Below are 23,246 nucleotides of genomic sequence, written 5' to 3'. Positions count from 1 at the left end.
TTAGCACATTTAACAGTGATAGCATGTTTGATGAACAAGTGTGAAACTTGTATATCTTCGTTTAACAACCTATCTTATGTATAATGGAAAATTAGCCAAATATTACCCTACAAAATTAAGGGACTAGAGGTTAAAATGACACTCGTTATTTTTTTGACACTTTTTTAGTCTTAGTTGGCTATAGTCGTTATGACATCTCGGTAAGTGCGCTATTTTGATGTTGTATAATTGGTTTGATTTTGGCTGCGTAGAGTTGCTTTTCTATGTCATTACATTTGCGAGTCATTGAAGCACAGGGTTTTGAATGAAAAATGGTTTTTTGAACACATTAGCTTTTTGGCGCAAGCCTCAGCCTACTACAGAGTTAGGCTTATACCTTGGCGCGGATACGATTTCAGTTTTTCAGACTAATATTGTCAGCAATGCTGAACAACAAACTGATTCAAAAACAAAATCCTTTGCAAACTCGGCTAAAAACAGTGTTATTCATCAAATCGCTTTTAATGGCGATAATTACTCAAAAGCCTTTGAAATGCTACAGCAAGAATTTGGTGCAGCTAAGCTTCAAATTGTTTTGAGTGAAGCCTTTTATCAGTTAGTCACTGCCGACAAACCCAATGTACAAGCACAAGAGTTAACTCAGGCGCTATTGTGGTCGGTTAAAGATTTAGTTTCAGAGCCTGTTGGCAACATTCAATTAGATTACTTTGAGTCTTCGTTAAATACATCCGGAAAAATTAATGTGGTGGTAGCCAATAAAGCGCAGCTGTCACAATTGGCACAAGCTTGTGAGCATCATGGTTTTGTCATTAGCGGCATCAGCATTGAAGAACTTGCCATGACCCACTTATTTGACGATGAGTCAGCCCACATGATTGTTAGTCATGTATCAGGGCAAGAGTTGCTATTAACCGTGGTTAAGCAAGGCGAGCTATTAATGCAGCGCCGAGTGCGCGGTTTCAGTCAAATAGATAGCGCCAGTGCCCAAGACTTACAATATGGATTAGCCGATAATTTGAGTTTAGAAATCCAACGCTCAATGGATTACTTCGAGAGCCAATTACGCCAAGCGCCAGTTCATTCGATTAATTTACTTATCAGTGGTGAATCCCAAGCCTTGGTGCCTTTGGTTGCACAAAACTTTAATCAAACGGTCAGTGTGATCTCACACGACTCAGTAAATGGTCATTTTGCCGCCATGGCATATGCGCAACTCGCTGGAGGTGTTAAGTGATCAAAACCACGGTTAACCTGTTTAGCGTAGACTTATTGCCCGCCAAGTTAAGGCTATCTTTTGAGCGCATGATGCTGGCGGCTGCCGCCGTAGTTGTGCTCAGCCTTATCGCCTGGGGTGTTGGTTTTTGGTTGGAGTCGACTCTTGCCAGTCAGCACGGCGCATTATCAAAGCAAAAGTTGCAATTAGACAACCAAAAAGCGGCGTTAGAGCTGCAATTATCCACCCGTCAACCGGATGCGGATTTAGTTGCTAAAGTCGAGCTTGAGCAGCAACGTCTAGAGTTAAAGCAATTATTATCAGATGAAATAAAACAACGAGATAACATGATAAGTCATGGCTACGCAGGCCTGCTCACCGATCTTGCCTCTGTATCTGATAGTTCTGTGTGGCTAAACCGTATCGTGATTAATCAGCAATATTTTGAATTTGAAGGTTTTGGCTCTCACCCCCAGAGCATTCCGCTATGGGTTGAGCGATTAAAAACCACTGAAACCCTTAAAGGTTATGCCTTTGCCACCATGACAATGGATAGAGGCGAAAACCAGCCTTTGGCGTTTAAGTTGGCGAGCACTGCTGAACAGGGGGCGAAGCAATGAAGCAAACATGGCAAAAACTCGCCACTCAGTTTAATGAGCTTAGTCAGCGCGAAAGAGTATTGATTGCCCTTGCCAGCATAATTGTTGTCGCAATGCTGCTTTATATTCCGGTTGAAACTATCTGGAAAGAAAGATTAAAGCTGTCACATCAAGTCACGCAAATTGAATCTGAAAATGATATTTCAGAGCAACAAATTGCGCTTTATCAGCAGCGATTAGCCATGGATCCTAATAGCGATTATCGCAATAGATTGACCATGATTGAGCAGCAAAATCAGCAGATGGATGCCAATTTAGAAAGCCAGATGATCTCCATGGTGCCAGCCAATTATATGCCGACAGTATTAACCACTTTGCTGGGTAATATTAACGATGTGAAGTTAGTGTCATTTTCCTCTATCGCCCCGCAGCCACTTATTGAGGTGGGCGAAGAAGACAAAATGAACTTATATAGCCATGGTATTCGCTTGACCCTAGAAGGGCGCTATTTTGCTATTTTAAAATTTATTCAGTCCATTGAAGCGATGCCAGACAAATTATATTGGAAGCGTCTCGATTACCATGTTGAGCAACACCCCAATGCCACAGTAGAAATAGAGCTTTATACCTTAAGTATTAATAAGGAGTTTATTAGTGTTGCACAATAAGCAGATACTCATAATCACCTGTGCTATCAGCCTAAGCTTTTTGCTATTCAGTAGCTTAAGTTTTGCAAAAGCATTGAGAGATCCGACACTACCAGGCAAAGGCTACGCAGTGTCATCGACTCAAGTTAATCGTCCGGGCTCATTAGTACTTAATAGCATAATGCATAGTAATAAACCCCATGCGGTGATTAACAACAAAATATTTTTTGTTGGTGATCGCGTCGAAGGGGTACGAATTGAATATATTGGAAAGCAATACGTTAATTTAGCTGATGGCAGAAAATTAACGCTATTTCAATCGATAACAGAGCGATAGGAAATCAATAACAATGAATGTAATTAAGTATATAACCCCTCTGCTATCTCTATGTTTGCTAGGTTGTCAAACCACAGACAGACCCGATCCAACCACGTCTAAAAGTGAGCTGAGTCAATCTCTTGAGCAAGCACAAGCGGCGCAAAATATTGTCCCGCCGCCAGCGCAAATGCCTGAAGATGTGCAGCGTGAATTAAATGGTTCAAGTTCCCTTGGCAGAACCAGTGCATCTTTACCGACTGAGCGCCGCTTTGATGTGTCTGCTAACGATGTTGATGCAAAAGTGTTTTTCCCAAGTTTAGTCCAAGGCACCCCTTTAAGTGTGGCGGTGCATCCTGATGTGACGGGCTCTATTTCTGTATCGCTCAATGGCGTGACGCTTTCTGAAGTGATTAAAGTGATTGAAGACATTTATGGTTATGAAGTTAGCCAAGATGGCCGTATTTTACGGATCTTCCCAGCGGGCATGCGCACTGAAACCTATCCGTTAAATTATATTTATATGGAACGTGAAGGCTTATCACTAACCTCTGTCAGTTCTGGCCGTATCTCAGATAGTAATGACAACTCAAACTCTAATTCAAACAGCAATAGTTCAAATAACAGTAATAGCAATAGCTCAAATAACAGCAGTAATAATAGCAATAACGATGGTAACGATAATACCAACGGCACCTTTATTCGCTCGACCACCAAGTCAAATTTTTGGGGTGAGCTAGAAAAAACCTTAGTATCAATTATTGGCGATACCGGTGGTGGACGCCAAGTGGTGATTACCCCTCAAGCTGGCTTAGTAACTGTGAGGGCTTTTCCAAACGAGCTACGCCAAGTCAGCACCTTTTTAAATATTGCAGAAACCCACTTACAGCGTCAGGTTATTCTGGAAGCCAAGATTTTAGAAGTGACCTTATCTGATGGTTATCAGCAAGGTATTCAATGGGATAACGTATTAGGCCATGCAGGTAGCACAGACATTAGTTTTGGCACTTCACCGGGTAATGGCTTAAGCGATCAAATTACTAATGTGATAGGTGGGGTGACCTCTGTCAGCTTAACCGGTACCGACTTTAGCACCATGATAAGCCTGCTGGATACCCAAGGGGATGTAGATGTACTTTCAAGCCCTCGGGTGACCGCATCTAACAACCAAAAAGCAGTGATCAAAGTGGGTAATGATGAGTACTTTGTTACTGACGTATCATCAACCACGGTTGCAGGAACAACGCCAGTGACCACGCCGCAAGTTGAACTCACGCCATTTTTTTCGGGGATAGCCTTAGATGTGACCCCGCAAATTGATGGTGAAGGCAATGTCTTGTTGCATGTTCATCCATCAGTGATTGATGTGTCTGAGCAAATCAAAGAAATTAAAGTGAGTGGCTCATCATTAGAGTTGCCATTAGCGCAAAGTGAAATCCGTGAATCTGACACTGTGATAAAAGCGTCATCAGGTGATGTGGTGGTGATCGGTGGCCTAATGAAGAGCGAGAATATTGAAATCGTCTCTAGAGTGCCGCTACTGGGTGATATTCCTTTCTTAGGGGAAGCATTTACCAACCGCAGTAAATCAACCAAAAAAACCGAGCTTATCATTATGCTTAAGCCTACGGTTGTTGGCGCAGACACCTGGACCAATGAGCTAAAACGTTCAAAAGACCTGTTAGATCGTTGGTACCCAGAGCAAGAATAGCGATGTAAGCACGAGCAAACATTATGTATCAGCAGCACTTTGGCCTGAGTCAGTTACCGTTTACGCTTACGCCAAATACACAGTTTTTCTTTGGTTTGACGCCCCATGTGGAGGCGTTACAAGTGCTGCAAACTGCCATCGCTAATGGTGAAGGCTTTATTAAAGTAACTGGTGAGGTAGGGACAGGTAAAACGCTGATTTGTCGTAAGCTGATGAACGATTTACCGACTAATTATCACTGCGCATATGTACCGAACCCTTATTTAACCCCTGACGAGCTTCGTTGGGCGTTAGCGGCGGAGCTCGGGGTTTTATTAACTGAAAACCTCAATCAGCAGCAACTTACCAGCTTAATTCAAAGCCGTTTACTTGAGCTCAACAGCCAAGGCTTTAAAGTGATTCTGGTGCTCGATGAAGCTCAAGCCTTACCTAATAACAGTTTAGAAACGCTGCGGCTATTTACCAATTTAGAAACTGAAAGCGCCAAGTTAATTCAAGTGGTGTTGTTTGGTCAGCCAGAACTAGATAAGCGCTTACAAGACCCAGCAATACGGCAGCTAAAACAGCGGATCACCTTTAGTTATAGCCTTAGGCCATTAGTATGGGATGAAATTAAAGCGTACCTTAATTATCGCTTAAGTGTTGCAGGCTACCAAGGCAAAGGTTTGTTTAGTGATAAAGACATTAAATTAATCGCCCAAGCGGCAAGAGGCATACCACGGTTAGTTAATGTAATTGCTAATAAAGCCATGTTGCTGTGTTATGCCGAAGGGCGAGCGCAAATAAGCACATCACATTGCCGCGCAGCCATTGCCGATACTGAAGATGCCACACATCTATCACCCAGCAATACCATAAATGCTTGGGTATTTTTTATATTAATTATTAGCGCATCACTGACATGTTTATATATTGTCGATGTTGACTGGTTAGCTGTTTTAAGTGAGTCAATATGAGCGTAATAAATAAAGTTTTAAAAGATTTAGATAAGCGCCAGCAAACCGCAGTAGATGAAAATGGCGCTGCCAATACGACTGAGGCTTTTGTTACTCCCAAAGTGCAATTCCACAGTCAGTTGCAACCAGAATCAACATCTGGCTCAGCAATGGGGGCGAACCGAGGCTTATTCATCGCGCTGGTGATGATAATTACCATGTTGATATTAGGCTTCATGCTTTATCAACAAGGTAAGCAATTACAAAACCTGCAGCCTTTGGCTGAGCATAATCTTCAGTCTAAGGCTGATACTAGCAATGCCAGTGCGAAGGTAACCATAGCGCAGCAAGAGACTGAGAATAATATTACTGAGGCTGAGATTAAAGCCTCGGATCAGCTTGCAGGCACTGAGCTAAAAGAAAGTGATCTAAATAAAAGTAAGCTAAATGAAACTGATGCTAACCAGCAATCAAAGCTAGCAAATGTAGAGCAAGTAAATGTAGCGTTAGCTGAGCAACAAGACATAGTCGTTAGTGAGCCAGCAAGCCTCAGCGCAGAAGCTAAGGCAGTAACACAACACCAAACGCTGGTTGAGCCTGAAGCCGTCAAAGTGGCTGATAAAACGGCGGATGTAAAAGTGCATTTTGCCCAACATCGCCGTTCAAGCAGCAGTGCAACCGTGGCCAATGTAAATCAAAAAGGTCACATGGCGGTTAAAGAAGTGACCTTAACTAATGAACAATTAGCGAAGAAAAAATTCGACGCAGCAGAAGTGGCTGAGCAGCAGCAAAAAATTGATCAAGCGATTAAAAATTATTATGAAGCTTTAGTACTGCAGCCTTCTATGCATCAAGCAAGAAAGCAACTCGCCGCGCTGTATTACTCAGTCAATAACTTAGGCAGAGCCGAGCAAATTTTAGCCCAAGGGGTGAGCCTTTTTCCTGAAGAGGTTGAATTAGCCATCTTAAAGGCAAAAGTGCAAATCGCCGCGTTTAGTCCCAATAAAGCGCTCAATACCTTGAGTGAGATAGACGATAACAGCGAATGGGCCAGAGACAAGTGGATGTTACAAAGTGATATTGCACAACAAGAAGGTCAATTTGCACTGGCAGAAGCGGCTTATCGCTCATTACTTTCCATTGAACCCTCGCAAGCGCGCTGGTGGATGGGCTTAGCTTATGCGTTAGATTCACAACAACAATACCCTCAGGCGGCAGATGCTTATCGAAAGGCAATGTCATATAGAGGTTTATCAACGGGTGCTATGACTTATATAGAGCAGCGTTTAATTCAACTAGGAGGTAGCCAATGAAACCTAAATTGAAAATGCGTTTGGGCGATCTACTAGTTCAAGAACACATTATTTCAAACGATCAGTTAATGCAGGCTTTAGCGGAGCAGCGTAATTCCGGTAAAAAACTCGGTCGTACCTTAATTGATCTTAACTGTATTACTGAAGATCAATTACTGAAGTTTTTATCCCAGCAGCTTAATCTGCCTTATTTAGATATCAGTCGTCTTTCTATTCCTGCTGAAGTGGTCAGTTTGATCCCTGAAGTACAGGCGCGCCGGTATCGCGCCTTAGTCGTTGAAGCCACAGCGGACAGTGTGACCTTGGCGATGAGCGATCCTGCTGATTTACAAGCAATCGATCACCTTGAAGTGTTTGTAGCACCGAAAAAATTGACCATTGCGGTGACGCCAGAGCGACAGTTACTGGATGCCTTCGATAACCTCTATCGACGCACCGATGAAATTGCAAAAATCGCGGGTGAATTAGAAGAAGAATATGCCGCAGATGACATGTTCGACTTGGCCAGTATCACCAACAGTGACAGTGATAATGAAACCACAGTGGTTAAATTATTACAGTCGATTTTTGAAGATGCTGTGCAAATGCGTGCCTCGGATATTCATATTGAACCCGGTGAAAAAGTACTGCGTATTCGTCAGCGTATCGATGGTCAGTTACATGAAAACACCTTAGATGAAGTCAATATTGCCTCAGCATTAGTACTGCGTTTAAAGCTAATGGCTGGACTTGATATCTCTGAAAAGCGTATGCCACAAGATGGCCGTTTTAATATAGAGGTAAAAGGCCACAAAATTGATATACGTATGTCTACCATGCCGATTTATCATGGTGAGTCGGTGGTAATGCGTTTATTGGATCAATCAGCAGGCTTACTGACGTTGAATGAAACCGGTATGCCGGATCATATTCTGCAGCGCATTCGTAAACAGATTAAGCGACCTCACGGCATGCTGTTAGTGACAGGGCCAACTGGTAGCGGTAAAACCACCACCTTGTATGGCATTTTAAGTGAGTTGAACAAAGCTGATACTAAGATCATTACCGTTGAAGATCCGGTGGAATACCAATTGCCGCGGATTAACCAAGTACAGGTAAATCATAAGATAGGCTTAGATTTTTCCAATGTACTACGTACCACCTTACGTCAAGATCCCGATATCATCATGGTGGGTGAGATGCGTGATCAAGAAACCGTCGAAATTGGCCTTCGAGGCGCATTAACCGGTCACTTTGTGTTATCGACCTTGCATACCAATGATGCCATTACCAGTGCGCTACGTTTACTCGATATGGGTGCAGCCAGTTACCTAGTTGCCAGTGCGCTAAGGGTGATTATTGCCCAGCGGTTAGTGCGCCGCGTATGTGCGAACTGTGCGACTGATTACCAAGCTACAGCAGGCGAATTAGCTTGGATTAACGCCGTAAGCAAAAAAGATCCTAGCCAAGCCAACTTTAAAGTAGGTACAGGTTGTCAAAGCTGTAATGGCTCCGGCTACCGTGGTCGTATAGGTATTTTTGAAATTCTTGAGCTTGATGATGCCATGGTGGATGCGATGCGCACCGGTAACCCGCAAGACTTTGCCCATGCCGCCAAGCAAAGCCCAAGTTTTGTGCCGCTGGCAGACTCAGCATTTGAATATCTATTTAATGGCATGACAACCATAGAAGAGGTAGCCAAACTGGTTGAAGATGTCAGTGAGCTGCGAATGGAGCCCCCCGCTCTGCATAATATTGCTTCAGGGGTCTAATTATGCCGACATTCCAGTATCGAGGACGAAACTCCCAAGGCGCTGCCGTTACTGCCTTAATTGAGTCAGCTAACGAGAATAGCGCCGCAGATGCGTTAATGTCTCGTGGCATTATTCCCCTTGAGCTGCGTGAAGTAAAACCGACCAAGCCTTTTAATCTTGGCGGTATTTTTACTCAAAAAGTGTCATTAGAAGAGCTACAAATTTTTACTCGGCAAATGTATTCGTTAACTCGCTCTGGCATTCCAATTTTGCGTGCTATTGCAGGTTTGGCTGAAACTACGCATTCCCAACGAATGAAAGATGCCCTTAATGATATTTCAGAGCAATTAACCTCAGGTCGCCCTTTATCTGCCGCCATGAATCAGCATCAAGATATTTTTGATTCGCTGTTTATCTCTATGGTTCATGTGGGTGAAAACACCGGTAAATTGGAAGATGCTTTTATTCAGTTATCTGGCTATATCGAACGAGAGCAAGAGACTCGCCGCCGAATAAAGTCAGCTATGCGTTATCCGATATTCGTACTGATAGCCATCGGTATTGCCATGGTGGTGTTGAACATCATGGTTATTCCAAAGTTTGCAGCTATGTTTTCCCGTTTTGGCGCCGAACTGCCGTGGGCAACTAAAATTTTAATTAACACCTCTAATTTATTTGTTAATTATTGGCATGTAATGACAGTGGTTTTAGTAGCCATTATTGTCAGCATTCGATATTGGCATCACACCGAAAAAGGTGAGCGACAATGGGACAAATGGAAATTACATATTCCTGCGGTGGGCTCAATCATTGAACGCTCAACCTTATCGCGCTACTGCCGCAGTTTCTCGATGATGTTGGGAGCGGGTGTGCCTATGACTCAAGCGCTCAGTTTAGTGGCAGATGCCGTAGATAATAGTTATATGCATGACCGTATTGTTGCCATGCGCCGCGGAATTGAATCTGGTGAATCAATGCTAAGGGTGTCAAACCACAGTGGTTTATTTACACCATTAGTGCTGCAGATGGTGGCAGTAGGCGAAGAAACCGGTCAAATCGATAAATTACTTAATGATGCTGCTGATTTTTATGAAGGTGAAGTGGATTACGATTTAAAGAATTTAACCGCCAAATTAGAGCCGATTTTAATTGGCTTTGTAGCAGGCATTGTATTAATTTTGGCCTTGGGTATTTATCTGCCAATGTGGGATATGCTCAATGTGGTCAAAGGTGGCTAACAATGCATAACGCCACAATGTTTGAGTTAATTGCATAATGCAAAAACAACAGCAATCAGAAAATAATTTGGTTAAGAGCTATATCCGTATTATCAGCATCACCTTAGTGCTCGTGATTATGGTTGTTATCGGTGCGAAACATTTTACAAGCGTCGAGAGTATCGGCGCTCAAAGTATCCACCGAGAACATAATCGGCTGCTGTATGTGCTGGCGATGGTAAAAAGCCAGTGGCTTAGTCAGGGCAAGCCTCAGCGCTTGAAGTTAAGTTGGGAAAACCTAGCGTCAGGTTCAGCTAAACAACTTAAAAATGATAAGTTGGCTGGGGAGGATAATATTATTTTGATGTCGACTTTTGGCTGGCCAATGCTAAAATCCGCCTCCGCACAGGGTTGTGTTGAGTTATGGCAACAATTGATGGCAAGCAACTTGCTAGATATGGGAGTTAAGGTAAATTACCAAACCGAATTAGAGATTTGTCATTTCGCTACAGCGCAAAGTGGTAGCATTAGTTATCAGGTTTCATCGGGGCGGGTTATTTTTACCGGGTCAGATTAAATTTTAATCGATATAGGTGTTTAATCTACATTAAGTGCTAAAATTTGTTTACATATAAGCTTTAGCTAGTTAACAATAGGTAATAAGACTGCAATTAAAACAGGTGTCAGTCTCAATAGAGGTATTTTATATGAAAATGAAGCAACAAGGCTTTTCTTTAATCGAACTGGTTATTGTTATTGTCATTCTAGGCTTGTTAGCGGCAACCGCAATTCCACGTTTTTTAAATGTCACTGAAGATGCGCAAAACGCCAGTGTCGAAGGTGTTGCCGGTGGTTTAGCGACTGCTGTTGGCTTTGTTCGCGCCCAGTGGGAAGTTGACGGTCGTCGTAATACATCTGTGATTTTAGATGGCACGGTTGTTTCTTTAGATACTCGCTTTGGCTTTCCAACAGGTAGTACAAATACTGACGTTACAGCAATGACTGACCTAACGTGTCAGGAAGTGTTTAATAGTGTGCTGCAAAGTGCCCCTCGTAACGACATCTATACTGAAGACGCGCGTGATTTACGCTACACAGTAAAAGTTGAAAAGGGTATTGGCGGAACGGCTACCGGTATCGATGGCTCAGTGGTTCAAAGTATTGATGTTTGTGTCTATCATCAAATTGCTTCATTAACCTTGAATACCAATACAGGTGTTCCGGCGCCAACACCGAGCTTAAATACCGCTGGAGCAAAAGGTGTGACTTATAATCCAGGCACAGGACAAGTATTAAGCTTTAGCAACGATTAATTTATTGATTAAGGTAACTAAAGCCTTAATCACACTAGGAAGTAACAGTTAATTACTGAATAAGGATTATTCAGTAATGTTGTAAATGCCATAAATTTTATTTTTTAAAGAGGGTCGACATTATGCAAATCAAACGTAAGCAACAAGGTTTTACATTAATTGAGTTAGTGGTAGTGATTATTATTTTAGGTATTTTAGCTGTCACCGCAGCACCTAAATTTATTAATCTGCAGGGTGATGCGCGAGTTTCTGCATTAAGTGGTTTGAAAGCAGCAATTCAAGGTGCTAATACACTGGTTTATTCAAAGGCAGCGTTGGCTGGTCAAGAAAAGGGTACTGCTCAAGCAGTCATTATTAGTGGTGATGCAACGGCAACTCCTTCGACTGCAGTTACAGTTACAACTGACTATGGTTATTTAACAGCAGATGTGCTAGCTGACTTTCAAAATGCTTTAGAAGTCAGTATTGGTGAAGGAGTTGATCCAACTGCTGATGGCCTGACTACAGATTGGATTGTTGATACAACAACTACACCAGCTACTTTCTGGCAAGTGGGTGCACCTTCAACATGCTCCTTTACTTATAAAGCCGCAGCAAGTGCTACTGAAGTACCAACATATACAGCTATTCCAGATGCATCTGATTGTTAACTTGACAATTGAATACATTAAAAGCCTGCTTCTGCAGGCTTTTTTGTGTTTAAAAGAAAATAATTTGCAGCTGTGTAATCTTGGTAACACATGATGGGTAATAAAATCGTGGCGATAAGTTGATAAGTTGATAAGTTGATAAGTTGATAAGTTGATAAGTCGGTAAGGTATTGATTTTATGTTTAAATAATTCTGTTTTATTCAGTGTCATTATCTATGCAAAAGCAACAAGGCTATCTGCTTTAAATATAAATGATACAAACTGATACCGAGTTATGCGGGACAGAAATTTGACGAAGTGAGATAATTGACGCCCTTGTTAGGTAAAGGTTGTTTATCTAACAAGTCTCGCCATTAAGGATTAAACAGAGAACATTGCTTAGCCACTTACCTTGCTTGACTCAAGCGCAGTAAGTTTGGAAAAAACGTAGGCATCCATATTTTATATTGTCGTATCTATAGGTCGTATTTATGCAAAAACAACAAGGTTTTACACTAATTGAATTAGTGGTAGTCATCATTATTTTAGGTATTTTAGCGGTTACCGCAGCGCCTAAATTTATCAATTTGCAAGGTGATGCTCGTGTATCAACGTTACAAGGTGCTAAAGCAGCGATTCAAGCTGCTAATAGCTTAGTGTATTCAAAAGCGGCATTAACGGGCGTAGAAAAAGAGCCGACCTTTTCGGTTGATATTGGTATCAGTGATGGCGATGAAACTGACCCTAGCAATTCAGTTGCGACAGCATATGGTTACTTAGCTGGTACGGCTGCTGCAATTCAGCATGCAGTAGATTTAAACTCACCTGAGTGGAATATTTCGGACACAGATGGGACTGTTAAAATCCAACAAGAAGGTGCCCCAACAAACTGCTTTATTCAATATAAAGCATCACAAACGGAAGGCAGCACTCCAACATTTGTGAGTGGTGTTTCAGATGACAATGATGTTTTTTTACCAATGCCAACAGCTTCAGATTGTTAATATCTAAGAATAGATAAACTAAAGCCTGCTGTTGCAGGCTTTTTTATTGGCACGATTCCAGTATGTAAGCTGATTACTGGCTAACATTATCAATAGGCTAAATGGCAATTTAAATAAAGGATATCAAGACGTTTATGCTATATTTTGCCATACTATATAACTGATTTACTTTTTGATAGGTGGTAACGATCTTTTCACTCGGGCTTAAACATAAACGCCTTCATTGTGGCTTTACCTTAGTTGAGCTGGTGACTACGATTCTAATCGTAGGGATTATTGCTGTGTTTGTGATCCCAAGGCTCATCCCCCAGTCCAGCTATAGCGCGTATTCTTTGCGAAACGAATTTATTAGTGAGCTGCGCCAAGTGCAGTTAAGAGCAATGAATAATAGCGATCGTTGTTATCGTATTAGTGTGTCGCCAACGGGTTATCAGCTTAGCCACTATTCGCAAACGATTAACACCGCCTCCGCAAGCTGTAATACCGCAAACCTGTTGAGAACAGAAGTGGAACAAGCTTTTCAGGGTGGCGCTTATATCGAGCTGGCCAGTACAAGCGCGACGACCTTCTTTTTAGATTTTGATAATTATGGCCGCTCAAACATCAATTGTTCAGGCTTGTGTTTTAATGCGGTAGCCGATGAAACCTTAGGTATTGCAATGGAATCTGAGGGCTATATTCATGGCTTATAAATTATCCCCATTTAATGCTTTTACAACTAAAAAATCAGGTTTTACTTTGATTGAACTAGTGGTGGGAATGCTTGTGTTGAGCATTTCTATTGTACTGATGACTTCAATGCTGTTACCCCAAGCCGATCGCGCCGTTGAAACACTTTCACGGGTTCGCTCTGCTGAGCTTGCCCATTCGGTGATGAATGAGATTTGGGGTAAGCGCTTTGATGAAAATACCGATCCAAATGGTGGTATACCAGCGTGTAATTCTGCTGCTGGGGTAGCTTGTTCAACCACGCTGGGGCCAAACGGTGAAAGCCGTAATAATTTCAATGATGTGGATGATTACAAAGGCTTGAATATTAGCAGTCTCATGCTTGACTCAAACCAGACCTACGCCGAAGTGTATTTGGGCTATGAGTTAGAAGTTGATGTGTCATACCTTAACGGCCAAGCCGAAAAATTAATTACTGTAGATGTCACTACACCTGCTGGTGAAGTGATCACTTACCAAGCGGTTAGGAGTAATTACTAATGGGCATACTGCAACGGGCAAAACCTTTATCAAATATAGGCGCTAAACAGGTCGGTTTTACCTTAATTGAAATGGTCACCGTCATTTTGATTTTGGGCATACTGGTGGTTGGAGTCAGCGGTTTTATTATTTTTGGCACCCGTATTTTTGTTGAATCAAGCTCAATTGATCAAGTGCTTAGCCAAAGCCGTTTTGCGGTTGAGCGTATGACCCGTGATATTCGTAATGCAGTGCCAAATAGCGTCAGATTACGCACTGCAACAGGTGGCAGTTATCAATGTATTGAATTATTGCCCATTGATTCCAGCACCAGTTACCTTGAGCTGCCCATTTACCCTGATGATGCCCTTGTCAGCGGCACAGTGATTGATAATGGCATTAGCATTAACGCAGGGCAATATGCGCTGGTTTATCCACTCGCTAGCAATAGCAGCGGCGTTAACGATGTATATCAAGCTAGCAGAAACAAGCGCTTTGAACTGCAATCAAGTTCAAGTTCAGCCAATGTGCTTACGCTAACATTTACTGGCCTAGCTCAATTTGCCGAGCAGTCGCCAATTAAGCGAATTTACTTTGCTAGTCAGCCTATTAGTTATTGTTTTGAAAGCCCTATAGGCAATAGTGAGGTAAAACTTTATCGTTACGCTGACTATGGCTATATAGCGAGTCAGCCCGCACCATCGCAAATGGGCACTGCGGTATTGATGGCAGAAAATGTTAGTAACAATCTGCTACTAGAGCCTGCTATTAAACTGACTGAACAAAACCTAATGCGAAATGCCATAGTCCATATTGAACCCAGATTTAGTGTTAATGGCGAAACGTTCAAATATCAGCATCAAGTTAAGGTGACGAATGTTCCATAACCCCTTAAACAAGGCACTAAGCGCTAGTGGCTTAATAGCAAGACGTCAACGAGGCAGCGCCTTGGTGATTGCTATTTTTGTCTTAATTGTCATGTTTTTACTGGCTGGCACATTAATTCGGATGCTGGAAGATAGCGATGATGCTGTGAACCTCGAAGTGTGGGGCGCCAGAGCCTTATTTGCCGCCAATAGCGGCGCAGATGCTGAATTAGCAAGTTTATTTCCGGTTGCTGGTGGCGTTGGTGTTTGTAATTCAGTTCGCCACGATTGGATAGCGCCATCAACCGTTGGTTTTCACGGCTGTAGAGTTTCAGTGATTTGTACCCCTACGGTGGCTAACGGCGTGACCCAATATAGCATTCTTAGCTATGCAGTTTGTGAAACCGGTAATTGTAGCGGCGATGCGGCTACAACAGATTGCCTGCGGGTTAATCGACAAGTAGAGGTAGAAGCCCGTGGTGATTAGTATGTTAAAACAAGACTATTTGTCATTTATCTCTAAACTTAATATTGGGATATTTTTACTGTTAATTTCATTGAATTCAGCGAATGCAGATTGGAGTGAAACGTTTAAGGAAGGAGTAAATAATTACACTTCAGCAGGTATCATAAATTTAAATACTGCGACAATAAAAAATGCGCCGATAAACGGGCAGCTTCCTACCTTTAATTATGTTCAAGGAGGGGCCTCAAATTATAAGGGGTGTATCCCTGAAAATGACAATGCTAAAAATTGTAAAGCGGGCAATTACATAGCCTCTTTACCCACAGATAGGATTGAGTTTTCTCAATGTGAATCATCGAGTGCTATTAATGTAATTCCTCCTTGGGAGGACACCACAACAATTGTTACGGATGGGGAATACAAAGATATAGAACTTGATTTTGGCTCAACTCATACAATCGAGTTTACTTCTGATAATAGCTCAGGCGTCTACAAGATAAAAAGTTTAAATATTGGTTCAGGTAACATTAAGCTCACCGCCGGACAGTATTGGATCGAAACGTTATATTTAAACAATGGAGTGAAACTTATTTTTCCTGACACTGGCGTTGTGAGTTTTTTTGTTAAAAATGATTATACTCATTTTAACTTAAACTTAATTGATGATGCTGAGCGCTTCTTGTTATATCACTATGGTGACTTCACTTTAAATGGTGGCGCGAATTTAACAGGTTATGTGGTTTCTGAGGGGGAGGCCATTATTTCAGGTAGTGCTAATCTAGAAGGGGCTGTAACTGGAGGAAATGTCACTTTACAAGGTAGTTCAAATGTAACCTTTTCCGGTACTGCTGCAAATATCGATGTTATACCGAATTGTGACCTCCCACCAGATCCAGTTATTCCATTCCATATTCAATACGGTAAGTCTATATCTATAACTGATCCGAATACTGGAGCTACAACAGGGAGTGTTAGTTTTGAGACGCCTTTCCCCGCAGGTTCAACACCGCTAATCTTTTTAATGCCGACCATTTCTGAAACTGATGCAAATGGTGATGGCCCCGCTTCAGTCTTTTTAGAACAAGGCAGTGTCACCACATCTGGCTTTAGCTGGGAGCAACAAGAGCCGCCTTCACCAGCAAGGCGAAAGGTTGATTCTAACAATATGGTAGAGGTGCACTGGATTGCAGTTACAGAAGGCACCCATGACTTATCCAATGGCACCGAATTGATCGCCGGAACTGTGGCTGTAGATGATGCGCTAATTGGATCAAACTCACCTTATACCGATGTGACATTACCCGACACCCAAGATATCTTTTTGCACCAAATACAAACTCAGGTTAATAATTGTTGGCTTACCACTACCTCGCAATTTACAACGACTGGGGCTGAAGTTGCTTTAGAGGCATCTGAGGTTAGGGTGACAAATCCGAATCGGTGTATGGACGGTGGGTTAGATAATAATGGGCTTCAAGCCGAAACCGTAGCGTATATGTCGTTAAAGGCAGGTAACGGTACTATTGAGTTAAATGGTGAAAGTACAAATTTTCATTTTGGTAATGCGCAGACTTTTACTGCGGCAAATATTCAGGACTTAGATTATCAGTGTAACTTCACTACTAGTTTAACGGGCTTTAGCGATGCGCCAGTCTTAGTGTCAGGTAAAACCAGTCGACGTGGCGGTGATGGAGGCTGGCTGCGCCGTTGTCAGTTGACTAATGATACCGTCAGTATGGTGGTTGATGAAGATACTTATAGCGATACCGATCGCCGTCATATTTGGGAAAATTATAGTTTTATTGCATTAGAGAAATCCGTACCGCTTACCCAATGTTTTACTGATGACTTTAACCGCAGTGATTTAGGCACTGATTGGGTCGCTGCTCGCTCAAGTGGTAACTTCACTCCTTCGATTGTCAGTAATAGATTACAGCTTACACAAGCAGCTGGAAACCAGGCAACTTCAACGACATACCAACGTTTATTTCCTGCAGCTGATAATCTCATAGAGATTGAATTTGATCACTTTGCTTATAACGGTAGCGGTGCTGACGGTATAGCATTGGTGTTTTCAGATGCCTCGATAACACCACAACCAGGTTCTGCTGGTGGGCCATTAGGCTATGGCTATAGAGGTAACGTGGCAGGCTTTGCTGGTGGCTGGCTCGGTATTGGTATTGATGAATATGGCAACTTCTCAGCAGAAGGTGGAGATAGCAATATAGGCCGCCGCCGTCAAAGTGTCGCTATTCGCGGTTCTGGCAGTGGCACCAGTGGCTACCCTTATTTACGAGGAACTTGTAATAACGGGACTTCGAATACCAATGGTGACTGTCTATCGCCTAAAGTGGATGATAACAACTCCAGTCCTGCACACCGATATAAAATCATTATCGACTCAAGAGTAACAGGAGAGTCATGGGTGTCAGTCTCACGCGATACAGGAAGTGGCTTTGTTGAGATAATCCCTCTCTTTGATGTTTTAGATATTCCTACACAGGCTGCAATACCTGATAATTTTATTCTTTCTATTACCGGCTCCACAGGCGGTGCAACCAATATCCATGCAATAGATGATGTCGAGTTTTGTGCGCTTGATTCTTCACCTGTTGGAGTGGTAATTGATCACTTTGAATTTACTCATACAGGTGCAGCATTAACTTGTAACGCTGAACCTATGACGTTGAAAGCTTGTGCTAATGCAGACTGCTCTCAAACTATCCCTGACTTTGTTACCGCAACCTTGAGCCCTGCATCCATTGCGACTGGCGGTGGTTGGGTTGGCGGTAATGTCGTGGGCTTCAGCGGTGGTTCAACTACTGTCGACTTACGTCGTAATACGCCCGGTGCTGTTACGGTTGACGTAATAGGTTCAACACCAGGCGCTAAACCTTTTAGTACGACTTTGTGTAGCATTGCCGGTAATACCCCCACAGCAGCGCAATGTACTTTTAATTTTGCTGACAGCGGCTTTATTTTTACTGTGCCGGACAAGCTGGCTAATAAACCTGCCTCTGGTATTAGCGTTTCTGCGGTGAAAAAAGATGATGCCTCACAAGCGTGCGTACCGCAATTTGCTGATGTGACTAAAGATGTGGGCTTTTGGAGCGATTACGTTTCGCCGAGTTCAGTTATATCTGGGGCGCAAGTTGCAGTAACCGGTAATGGCGCAGCAACTGATATAGGGACATCCGTTGGCGCACGCACACTGATATCGCTGGATTTTGATGCTAATGGCGAAGCCGATATTAGCGTGAATTACCCTGATGCGGGTCAGATGCAATTAAATGCGCAATACGATGGCACTGGCGAGGAAGATGGATTAGTGATGGTGGGCGCAGACTCATTTGTCAGCTTTCCTGTGGGTTTATGCGTTAAACCTGTTGATGCCAATGCTAGCTGTGCAGCGGGCGATAGCAGTTGCAATGTATATAAAAAAGCCGGTGAGGAGTTTGATTTAACGATACAAGGTATGGCTTGGCAGTCTGATAATGATGGCGATTTTTGTGACAACTTAACTACGCCTAACTATATCCATAGTGGGATGACTTTGGGCAGTGAACTGGTGTCGCCAATACCTGGTGAGCAAGGCAGTCTTAGTATTGGTAATTACAACCATATTGCTGCGACTAATAATACCAATACTATTACGCAATCTATCAGTGAAGTAGGGGTATTTGAGTTTACAGTTAAGTCGCCATCCACTTATGAAGGTTCAAGTTTTTACGATATCCCACTGGCAAGCTCGGGCAATATAGGCCGCTTTGTACCTGATAGATTCGCCATTAGTGGCGTGAGTGTTTTACCTAGCTGCACAGGCTTTAGTTATATGGACCAGCCATTCCCACTGGCAATGAATATCAGTGCCTTTAATATTGGCAGTGAGGTAACTAAAAATTATCAAGGCAATTTCTCTAAAGCCACTGCGATATTGGTGGGGGCTGACAGCCAAGATGGGAATGATAAACGCAATCGCTTGAGTGCGCTGCCTGTTACGGCTAGTTCTTGGGTTGCAGGTGTAGCAACAGTGGATAGTAGCTATATGGCGGCACTGAGCAGGCTTGCTGCTCCAGGTAAAGATGGCCCTTATGGTAACTTTGATATCGGGGTTATTGTCGATGACAACGATGGCGATCTTGCCTTTGTGGCCAATCCTGATATGAATGCGGCAACCTCTGGTAGTTGTGGCAGCAATTGTGATGCTAAATTGCTTTCTACTCAGCGTTTTCGCCATGGACGCATCGTGATGGATAATACCTATGGTGCTGAAAACGATACCCTAAAAATGCCAATTCGTGCTGAATATTGGGATGGCAGTGGCTGGGCTACAAATGTTGAAGATAGTTGTAGTGTGGTTACGCCAGCATTAACTCGTCAAACTGATGATGCTGCATTGGGTTATCAATTTGAACCGGCATTAACGTCTGGCCAAGCGATTGAGCGAACTGGTCAATCAAGCAGTTTTGCTAACGGTGAGTTTACCTTGTTATGGAATGCACTTATCACTGGCCCTAATGATTATAGAGGCCAAGTTAGCGCGCCTTTAACTGTGCCAGTGTGGCTGCAATGGTATTGGGATTGGGACGATTTATCTTCCACCACCCTTTATGACCCAAGAGCTAGCGCTTTTTTTGGTCGCTATCGTGGTCATGATCGGATTATCTATTGGCGCGAAGTCCGTTAGCTGCTGATTTTAGCGCTTAGGTCATTTGCCTTAATGTCATTAATACTACTTTTGAGCTAACGCTGACCAAAACTTACTGCTGTTAAGCCGTGAGTCTTGGATATCGCGATTCCATGGAGGTTGGTTTTTGATGTTTTTTTCAGCGTTTATAGGCTGTTTTAAGTCAAAATTTAATTAATTTGCCTAATATAGAAAAAAAAACCCTAGATTAGCGATTGTTAACCTGTTCGGTCTTGTGGAAAGCCAGCGGCATTGATAAAGTTACCTGATTTTTCTTTCTTCTGACGATACAGAATACAGGCTAGATACATGTTCAAAAAGCTGCGTGGCGTTTTTTCAAATGACCTATCGATCGATTTAGGTACGGCAAATACATTAATTTACGTTCGTGACGAGGGGATCGTGCTAAACGAGCCATCGGTGGTCGCGATTCGTGGCGAGCGTGGCAGCAGCGGACAAAAATCAGTAGCTGCTGTGGGTACAGATGCAAAGCAAATGCTAGGCCGTACTCCTGGAAATATTCAAGCAATTCGACCAATGAAAGATGGCGTAATTGCTGACTTTTACGTGACTGAAAAAATGCTACAGCACTTCATTAAGCAAGTGCATAACAATAGCTTTTTCCGTCCAAGCCCGCGTGTCCTTGTTTGTGTGCCAGTTGGCGCAACACAAGTTGAGCGTCGTGCCATTCGTGAATCAGCCATGGGCGCTGGTGCGCGTGAAGTTTACTTAATTGAAGAGCCAATGGCTGCTGCAATCGGTGCTGGTTTACCAGTATCAGAAGCTACAGGTTCAATGGTTGTTGATATTGGTGGTGGTACTACTGAAGTGGCGATTATCTCGTTAAACGGTGTGGTTTACTCGTCATCAGTACGCATTGGTGGTGACAAATTTGACGATGCCATCATTAACTACGTACGCCGTAACTACGGTAGCTTAATCGGTGAAGCAACGGCTGAGCGTATTAAGCACACTATTGGTACTGCATATCCTGGCGACGAAGTACTTGAAATTGAAGTACGTGGTCGTAACCTTGCCGAAGGTGTACCAAGAAGCTTTACCCTAAATAGCAATGAAATCTTAGAAGCGCTACAAGAGCCGTTATCAGGTATTGTGAGTGCGGTAATGGTTGCATTAGAGCAGTCTCCACCAGAGCTGGCTTCAGATATTTCTGAGCGTGGCATGGTATTAACCGGTGGTGGCGCATTATTGCGTGATCTTGACCGTTTGCTCATGCAAGAAACCGGTATCCCGGTGATGGTTGCTGAAGATCCGCTAACCTGTGTTGCTCGTGGTGGCGGTAAAGCGCTAGAGATGATCGACATGCACGGTGGCGACTTATTCTCTGAAGAGAACTAAAGAGCGAACCAATGGCGGTGTATATTTTGACTTCTATAGCTAAAATGTCACCGCCTGATAATTATGAAACCAATTTTTGTTCGTGGTATATCGCAACAATTTAGATTAACACTGGCAATTATCTTGTCGGTGGTATTACTTATCGCTAATGATCGCCTAGAACCTCTTCGTCAGTCCATTTCTTCTGTTTTAAGCCCGCTTCAATATTTAGCTAATGTCCCTGGTGTGATGCTGGATTGGTCTGCCGATTCTATTGCTACCCGTAATATGTTGGCGATACAAAACAAAGAGTTGATGCGCCAGCAATTACTGATGTCTGAGCGTTTACAACGTTTTGAACACTTGAGACAAGAAAATGAGCGCCTTAGAGCCTTACTCGGCTCACCGGTACACATGGACTCGCGTAAAGTGGTCGCAGAAGTGATGGAAGTGGCAAGCGATCCTTTCAGGCATTATGTGGTACTTAACCACGGCGCTCGCACAGGGGTATTCGTCGGCCAGTCGGTTGTCGATGCCAAAGGCGTTGTTGGCCAAGTGGTTGAAGTGAGTGAACTTACCAGTCGAGTATTATTATTGACTGATACCAGCCACGGTATTCCGGTGCGAATTACCCGTAATGATGTTCGCGCCATTGCTCAGGGCACCGGTGATATCGATGAAATCGAATTACGCCATGTGGCTAAAAGTACCGACGTTAAAGTGGGTGACTTACTGGTGACATCGGGTCTTGGTAAGCGTTTTCCTGAAGGTTACCCTGTGGCACGTGTGATGAACATTTCTCGTGATGCTGGCCAAAGTTACTCAGTTATTTCTGCGCAGCCATTAGCGGCCTTAGACCGTATCCGTTATGTATTATTGATTTGGCCTGATGAAGACCTTGAGTCTCTCAAGCCAACATTAGTCTCCGATATTCCTCCCCTTGAGGCAGATGCTGAATTAGTGACCGATACTGAGGTGAGCCAATGAGTGCGCATATTGCCAATGGCCGCATGGTGGTGTTGATCACCATTTTTGTCAGTATGATGTTTCAAATCATGCCGCTGCCGCCCATTGTTGAAGCTTGGCGACCAGATTGGTTGTTAATGGTAATGATTTATTGGGCGATGGCACTGCCACATCGTTATAGCGTACTTACCGCATGGGTCGTTGGCGTGCTGCTTGATGTGCTGCTTGGCGCAACCTTAGGGGTGCGCTCGTTAGCCTTTTCGATTGTCATTTATCTTATTGTGATCCAATCCCAAAGGTTACGTAACTTTACCCGCTGGCAGCAGTCTATATTGGTGGCGCTGTTTGTGTGTTTATATCATTTTATTATTTATTGGGTCGAATTTGTGGTTAACGGGGTTGGCTTCGATTGGTCGATGTTCCTACCTGCGATATCCAGTATTTTCATGTGGTGGTGGTTTTTTTGGGTGTTACGCAACATTCGTCGACGTTATAAGGTTCGCTAAGTATGAGTTGGGTTCTTGCTTCAACATCACCTCGCCGTAAAGAATTACTGGCCCAAGCTGGTTTTTCAGATGCTGGATTTTCTTTTAAACAAGTGGCTCCAGATATTGATGAATCACTTATCCCTGGTGAGTCAGCAGTCGATTTTGTGCTGCGATTAGCCAAAGAAAAAGCCGCAGCAGGCTTAGCTTTATGTACTGACATCGACGATGCCAAAGTATTAGGCTCAGATACGATAGTGGTGCTAGGTGAGCAGATTTTAGGTAAGCCAGTAGACAGACAAGATGCCCAAGCTATTTTAGCGTCATTGTCGGGGAAAACCCATCAAGTCATGACAGCTGTAGCAGTGACTAATGGTACTACAACCTTAACAAGGCTTTGCCAAACGGCGGTGACCTTTTGTGAGTTATCCGCCCAGACTATTGATGCCTATATCGATACCCAAGAGCCAATGGATAAAGCCGGTGCTTATGGTATTCAAGGGTTAGGTGGTTGTTTTGTAAAGACCATTATTGGCAGTTATTCTGCCGTCGTCGGGTTACCGTTAGTAGAGACTCGCGAACTACTCACTGAAATGAACCTGATTAAATAAATAACACT

22 protein-coding genes are annotated in these 23,246 nt (G+C 43.1%); all 22 read left to right on the top strand.

What is annotated here, in order from left to right:
* The first annotated feature begins 304 nt into the window (after window positions 1-304).
* The 22 genes from BCU57_RS14825 (at window position 305) to BCU57_RS14720 (ending at window position 23,238) form a co-directional block, all read left to right on the top strand.
* Window positions 305-1,234: an MSHA biogenesis protein MshI gene (locus BCU57_RS14825; protein ID WP_102440013.1), complete on the top strand. Its 930-nt coding sequence runs from the start codon at window positions 305-307 to the stop codon at window positions 1,232-1,234.
* The gene (locus tag BCU57_RS14820) at window positions 1,231-1,833 is read left to right on the top strand and encodes a fimbrial assembly protein (protein ID WP_102440012.1); all 603 of its coding nucleotides are present in this window, start codon (window positions 1,231-1,233) and stop codon (window positions 1,831-1,833) included. The genes BCU57_RS14825 and BCU57_RS14820 overlap by 4 nt, the downstream gene beginning before the upstream one ends.
* Window positions 1,830-2,480 carry an MSHA biogenesis protein MshJ gene (locus BCU57_RS14815; RefSeq protein WP_102440011.1) on the top strand — a complete coding sequence of 217 codons (651 nt, stop codon included), beginning with the start codon at window positions 1,830-1,832 and terminating at the stop codon, window positions 2,478-2,480. The genes BCU57_RS14820 and BCU57_RS14815 overlap by 4 nt, the downstream gene beginning before the upstream one ends.
* Window positions 2,467-2,796: an MSHA biogenesis protein MshK gene (locus BCU57_RS14810; RefSeq protein ID WP_372001113.1), complete on the top strand. Its 330-nt coding sequence runs from the start codon at window positions 2,467-2,469 to the stop codon at window positions 2,794-2,796. The genes BCU57_RS14815 and BCU57_RS14810 overlap by 14 nt, the downstream gene beginning before the upstream one ends.
* 13 nt (window positions 2,797-2,809) lie before the next feature.
* On the top strand, window positions 2,810-4,486 hold the full coding sequence (mshL, locus tag BCU57_RS14805; RefSeq protein ID WP_102440010.1) for a pilus (MSHA type) biogenesis protein MshL: 1,677 nt from the start codon (window positions 2,810-2,812) through the stop codon (window positions 4,484-4,486).
* Window positions 4,487-4,509: 23 nt separating this feature from the next.
* The gene (locus BCU57_RS14800; protein WP_102440009.1) at window positions 4,510-5,442 is read left to right on the top strand and encodes an ExeA family protein; all 933 of its coding nucleotides are present in this window, start codon (window positions 4,510-4,512) and stop codon (window positions 5,440-5,442) included.
* Window positions 5,439-6,734 carry a tetratricopeptide repeat protein gene (locus tag BCU57_RS14795; protein ID WP_102440008.1) on the top strand — a complete coding sequence of 432 codons (1,296 nt, stop codon included), beginning with the start codon at window positions 5,439-5,441 and terminating at the stop codon, window positions 6,732-6,734. The genes BCU57_RS14800 and BCU57_RS14795 overlap by 4 nt, the downstream gene beginning before the upstream one ends.
* On the top strand, window positions 6,731-8,485 hold the full coding sequence (locus BCU57_RS14790) for a GspE/PulE family protein (protein WP_102440007.1): 1,755 nt from the start codon (window positions 6,731-6,733) through the stop codon (window positions 8,483-8,485). Before BCU57_RS14795 ends, BCU57_RS14790 begins: the two co-directional genes overlap by 4 nt.
* A gap of 2 nt (window positions 8,486-8,487) precedes the next feature.
* Window positions 8,488-9,705 (top strand): type II secretion system F family protein, encoded by a 1,218-nt coding sequence (locus BCU57_RS14785; protein ID WP_102440006.1) that lies wholly within the window; start codon window positions 8,488-8,490, stop codon window positions 9,703-9,705.
* A 37-nt stretch (window positions 9,706-9,742) separates the two neighbouring features.
* A complete protein-coding gene (locus BCU57_RS14780) occupies window positions 9,743-10,261 on the top strand; it encodes an MSHA biogenesis protein MshF (protein ID WP_102440005.1) in 519 nt (172 codons plus the stop codon).
* Window positions 10,262-10,391: 130 nt separating this feature from the next.
* Window positions 10,392-10,997: a prepilin-type N-terminal cleavage/methylation domain-containing protein gene (locus tag BCU57_RS14775; RefSeq protein WP_102440004.1), complete on the top strand. Its 606-nt coding sequence runs from the start codon at window positions 10,392-10,394 to the stop codon at window positions 10,995-10,997.
* 122 nt (window positions 10,998-11,119) lie between these two features.
* Window positions 11,120-11,647: a prepilin-type N-terminal cleavage/methylation domain-containing protein gene (locus tag BCU57_RS14770; protein WP_102440003.1), complete on the top strand. Its 528-nt coding sequence runs from the start codon at window positions 11,120-11,122 to the stop codon at window positions 11,645-11,647.
* 471 nt (window positions 11,648-12,118) lie between these two features.
* Window positions 12,119-12,631 carry a type II secretion system protein gene (locus BCU57_RS14765; protein ID WP_102440002.1) on the top strand — a complete coding sequence of 171 codons (513 nt, stop codon included), beginning with the start codon at window positions 12,119-12,121 and terminating at the stop codon, window positions 12,629-12,631.
* A 188-nt stretch (window positions 12,632-12,819) separates the two neighbouring features.
* A complete protein-coding gene (locus BCU57_RS14760) occupies window positions 12,820-13,323 on the top strand; it encodes a Tfp pilus assembly protein FimT/FimU (protein WP_102440048.1) in 504 nt (167 codons plus the stop codon).
* The gene (locus BCU57_RS14755; protein WP_102440001.1) at window positions 13,313-13,840 is read left to right on the top strand and encodes a prepilin-type N-terminal cleavage/methylation domain-containing protein; all 528 of its coding nucleotides are present in this window, start codon (window positions 13,313-13,315) and stop codon (window positions 13,838-13,840) included. The genes BCU57_RS14760 and BCU57_RS14755 overlap by 11 nt, the downstream gene beginning before the upstream one ends.
* Window positions 13,840-14,706: a PilW family protein gene (locus BCU57_RS14750; protein ID WP_102440000.1), complete on the top strand. Its 867-nt coding sequence runs from the start codon at window positions 13,840-13,842 to the stop codon at window positions 14,704-14,706. The genes BCU57_RS14755 and BCU57_RS14750 overlap by 1 nt, the downstream gene beginning before the upstream one ends.
* Entirely contained in the window at window positions 14,696-15,172 is a 477-nt protein-coding gene (locus BCU57_RS14745; protein WP_102439999.1) for an MSHA biogenesis protein MshP, read from the top strand. Before BCU57_RS14750 ends, BCU57_RS14745 begins: the two co-directional genes overlap by 11 nt.
* Before the next feature lies 1 nt (window position 15,173).
* Window positions 15,174-19,838, top strand: a complete 4,665-nt coding sequence (locus BCU57_RS14740; RefSeq protein ID WP_102439998.1) for a DUF6701 domain-containing protein — start codon at window positions 15,174-15,176, stop codon at window positions 19,836-19,838.
* A 309-nt stretch (window positions 19,839-20,147) separates the two neighbouring features.
* On the top strand, window positions 20,148-21,197 hold the full coding sequence (locus BCU57_RS14735; RefSeq protein WP_076538556.1) for a rod shape-determining protein: 1,050 nt from the start codon (window positions 20,148-20,150) through the stop codon (window positions 21,195-21,197).
* 63 nt (window positions 21,198-21,260) lie between these two features.
* Window positions 21,261-22,163: a rod shape-determining protein MreC gene (gene mreC / locus BCU57_RS14730; protein ID WP_102439997.1), complete on the top strand. Its 903-nt coding sequence runs from the start codon at window positions 21,261-21,263 to the stop codon at window positions 22,161-22,163.
* Window positions 22,160-22,648, top strand: coding sequence for a rod shape-determining protein MreD (gene mreD, locus BCU57_RS14725; RefSeq protein WP_102439996.1), 489 nt, complete (start codon window positions 22,160-22,162; stop codon window positions 22,646-22,648). The genes mreC and mreD overlap by 4 nt, the downstream gene beginning before the upstream one ends.
* A gap of 2 nt (window positions 22,649-22,650) precedes the next feature.
* Window positions 22,651-23,238: a Maf family protein gene (locus tag BCU57_RS14720; RefSeq protein WP_102439995.1), complete on the top strand. Its 588-nt coding sequence runs from the start codon at window positions 22,651-22,653 to the stop codon at window positions 23,236-23,238.
* Window positions 23,239-23,246: the final 8 nt, after the last annotated feature.

The sequence above is a fragment of the Shewanella sp. 10N.286.48.B5 genome (assembly GCF_002874355.2).
Taxonomy (GTDB): domain Bacteria; phylum Pseudomonadota; class Gammaproteobacteria; order Enterobacterales; family Shewanellaceae; genus Shewanella.
The sequence above is the reverse complement of the archived record's forward strand: the minus strand, read 5'-3'. Positions and strand labels throughout refer to the sequence as shown.

Bases quoted from the DNA above. Each gene is read 5' to 3' on its own strand.
- BCU57_RS14750 (WP_102440000.1), top strand. From the start codon at position 13,840: ATGGGCATACTGCAACGGGCAAAACCTTTATCAAATATAGGCGCTAAA.
- mreD (WP_102439996.1), top strand. From the start codon at position 22,160: ATGAGTGCGCATATTGCCAATGGCCGCATGGTGGTGTTGATCACCATT.
- BCU57_RS14780 (WP_102440005.1), top strand. From the start codon at position 9,743: ATGCAAAAACAACAGCAATCAGAAAATAATTTGGTTAAGAGCTATATC.
- BCU57_RS14720 (WP_102439995.1), top strand. From the start codon at position 22,651: ATGAGTTGGGTTCTTGCTTCAACATCACCTCGCCGTAAAGAATTACTG.
- BCU57_RS14770 (WP_102440003.1), top strand. From the start codon at position 11,120: ATGCAAATCAAACGTAAGCAACAAGGTTTTACATTAATTGAGTTAGTG.
- BCU57_RS14800 (WP_102440009.1), top strand. From the start codon at position 4,510: ATGTATCAGCAGCACTTTGGCCTGAGTCAGTTACCGTTTACGCTTACG.
- mreC (WP_102439997.1), top strand. From the start codon at position 21,261: ATGAAACCAATTTTTGTTCGTGGTATATCGCAACAATTTAGATTAACA.
- BCU57_RS14740 (WP_102439998.1), top strand. From the start codon at position 15,174: ATGTTAAAACAAGACTATTTGTCATTTATCTCTAAACTTAATATTGGG.
- BCU57_RS14765 (WP_102440002.1), top strand. From the start codon at position 12,119: ATGCAAAAACAACAAGGTTTTACACTAATTGAATTAGTGGTAGTCATC.
- mshL (WP_102440010.1), top strand. From the start codon at position 2,810: ATGAATGTAATTAAGTATATAACCCCTCTGCTATCTCTATGTTTGCTA.
- BCU57_RS14775 (WP_102440004.1), top strand. From the start codon at position 10,392: ATGAAAATGAAGCAACAAGGCTTTTCTTTAATCGAACTGGTTATTGTT.
- BCU57_RS14825 (WP_102440013.1), top strand. From the start codon at position 305: ATGAAAAATGGTTTTTTGAACACATTAGCTTTTTGGCGCAAGCCTCAG.
- BCU57_RS14815 (WP_102440011.1), top strand. From the start codon at position 1,830: ATGAAGCAAACATGGCAAAAACTCGCCACTCAGTTTAATGAGCTTAGT.
- BCU57_RS14755 (WP_102440001.1), top strand. From the start codon at position 13,313: ATGGCTTATAAATTATCCCCATTTAATGCTTTTACAACTAAAAAATCA.
- BCU57_RS14735 (WP_076538556.1), top strand. From the start codon at position 20,148: ATGTTCAAAAAGCTGCGTGGCGTTTTTTCAAATGACCTATCGATCGAT.
- BCU57_RS14790 (WP_102440007.1), top strand. From the start codon at position 6,731: ATGAAACCTAAATTGAAAATGCGTTTGGGCGATCTACTAGTTCAAGAA.
- BCU57_RS14785 (WP_102440006.1), top strand. From the start codon at position 8,488: ATGCCGACATTCCAGTATCGAGGACGAAACTCCCAAGGCGCTGCCGTT.
- BCU57_RS14795 (WP_102440008.1), top strand. From the start codon at position 5,439: ATGAGCGTAATAAATAAAGTTTTAAAAGATTTAGATAAGCGCCAGCAA.
- BCU57_RS14745 (WP_102439999.1), top strand. From the start codon at position 14,696: ATGTTCCATAACCCCTTAAACAAGGCACTAAGCGCTAGTGGCTTAATA.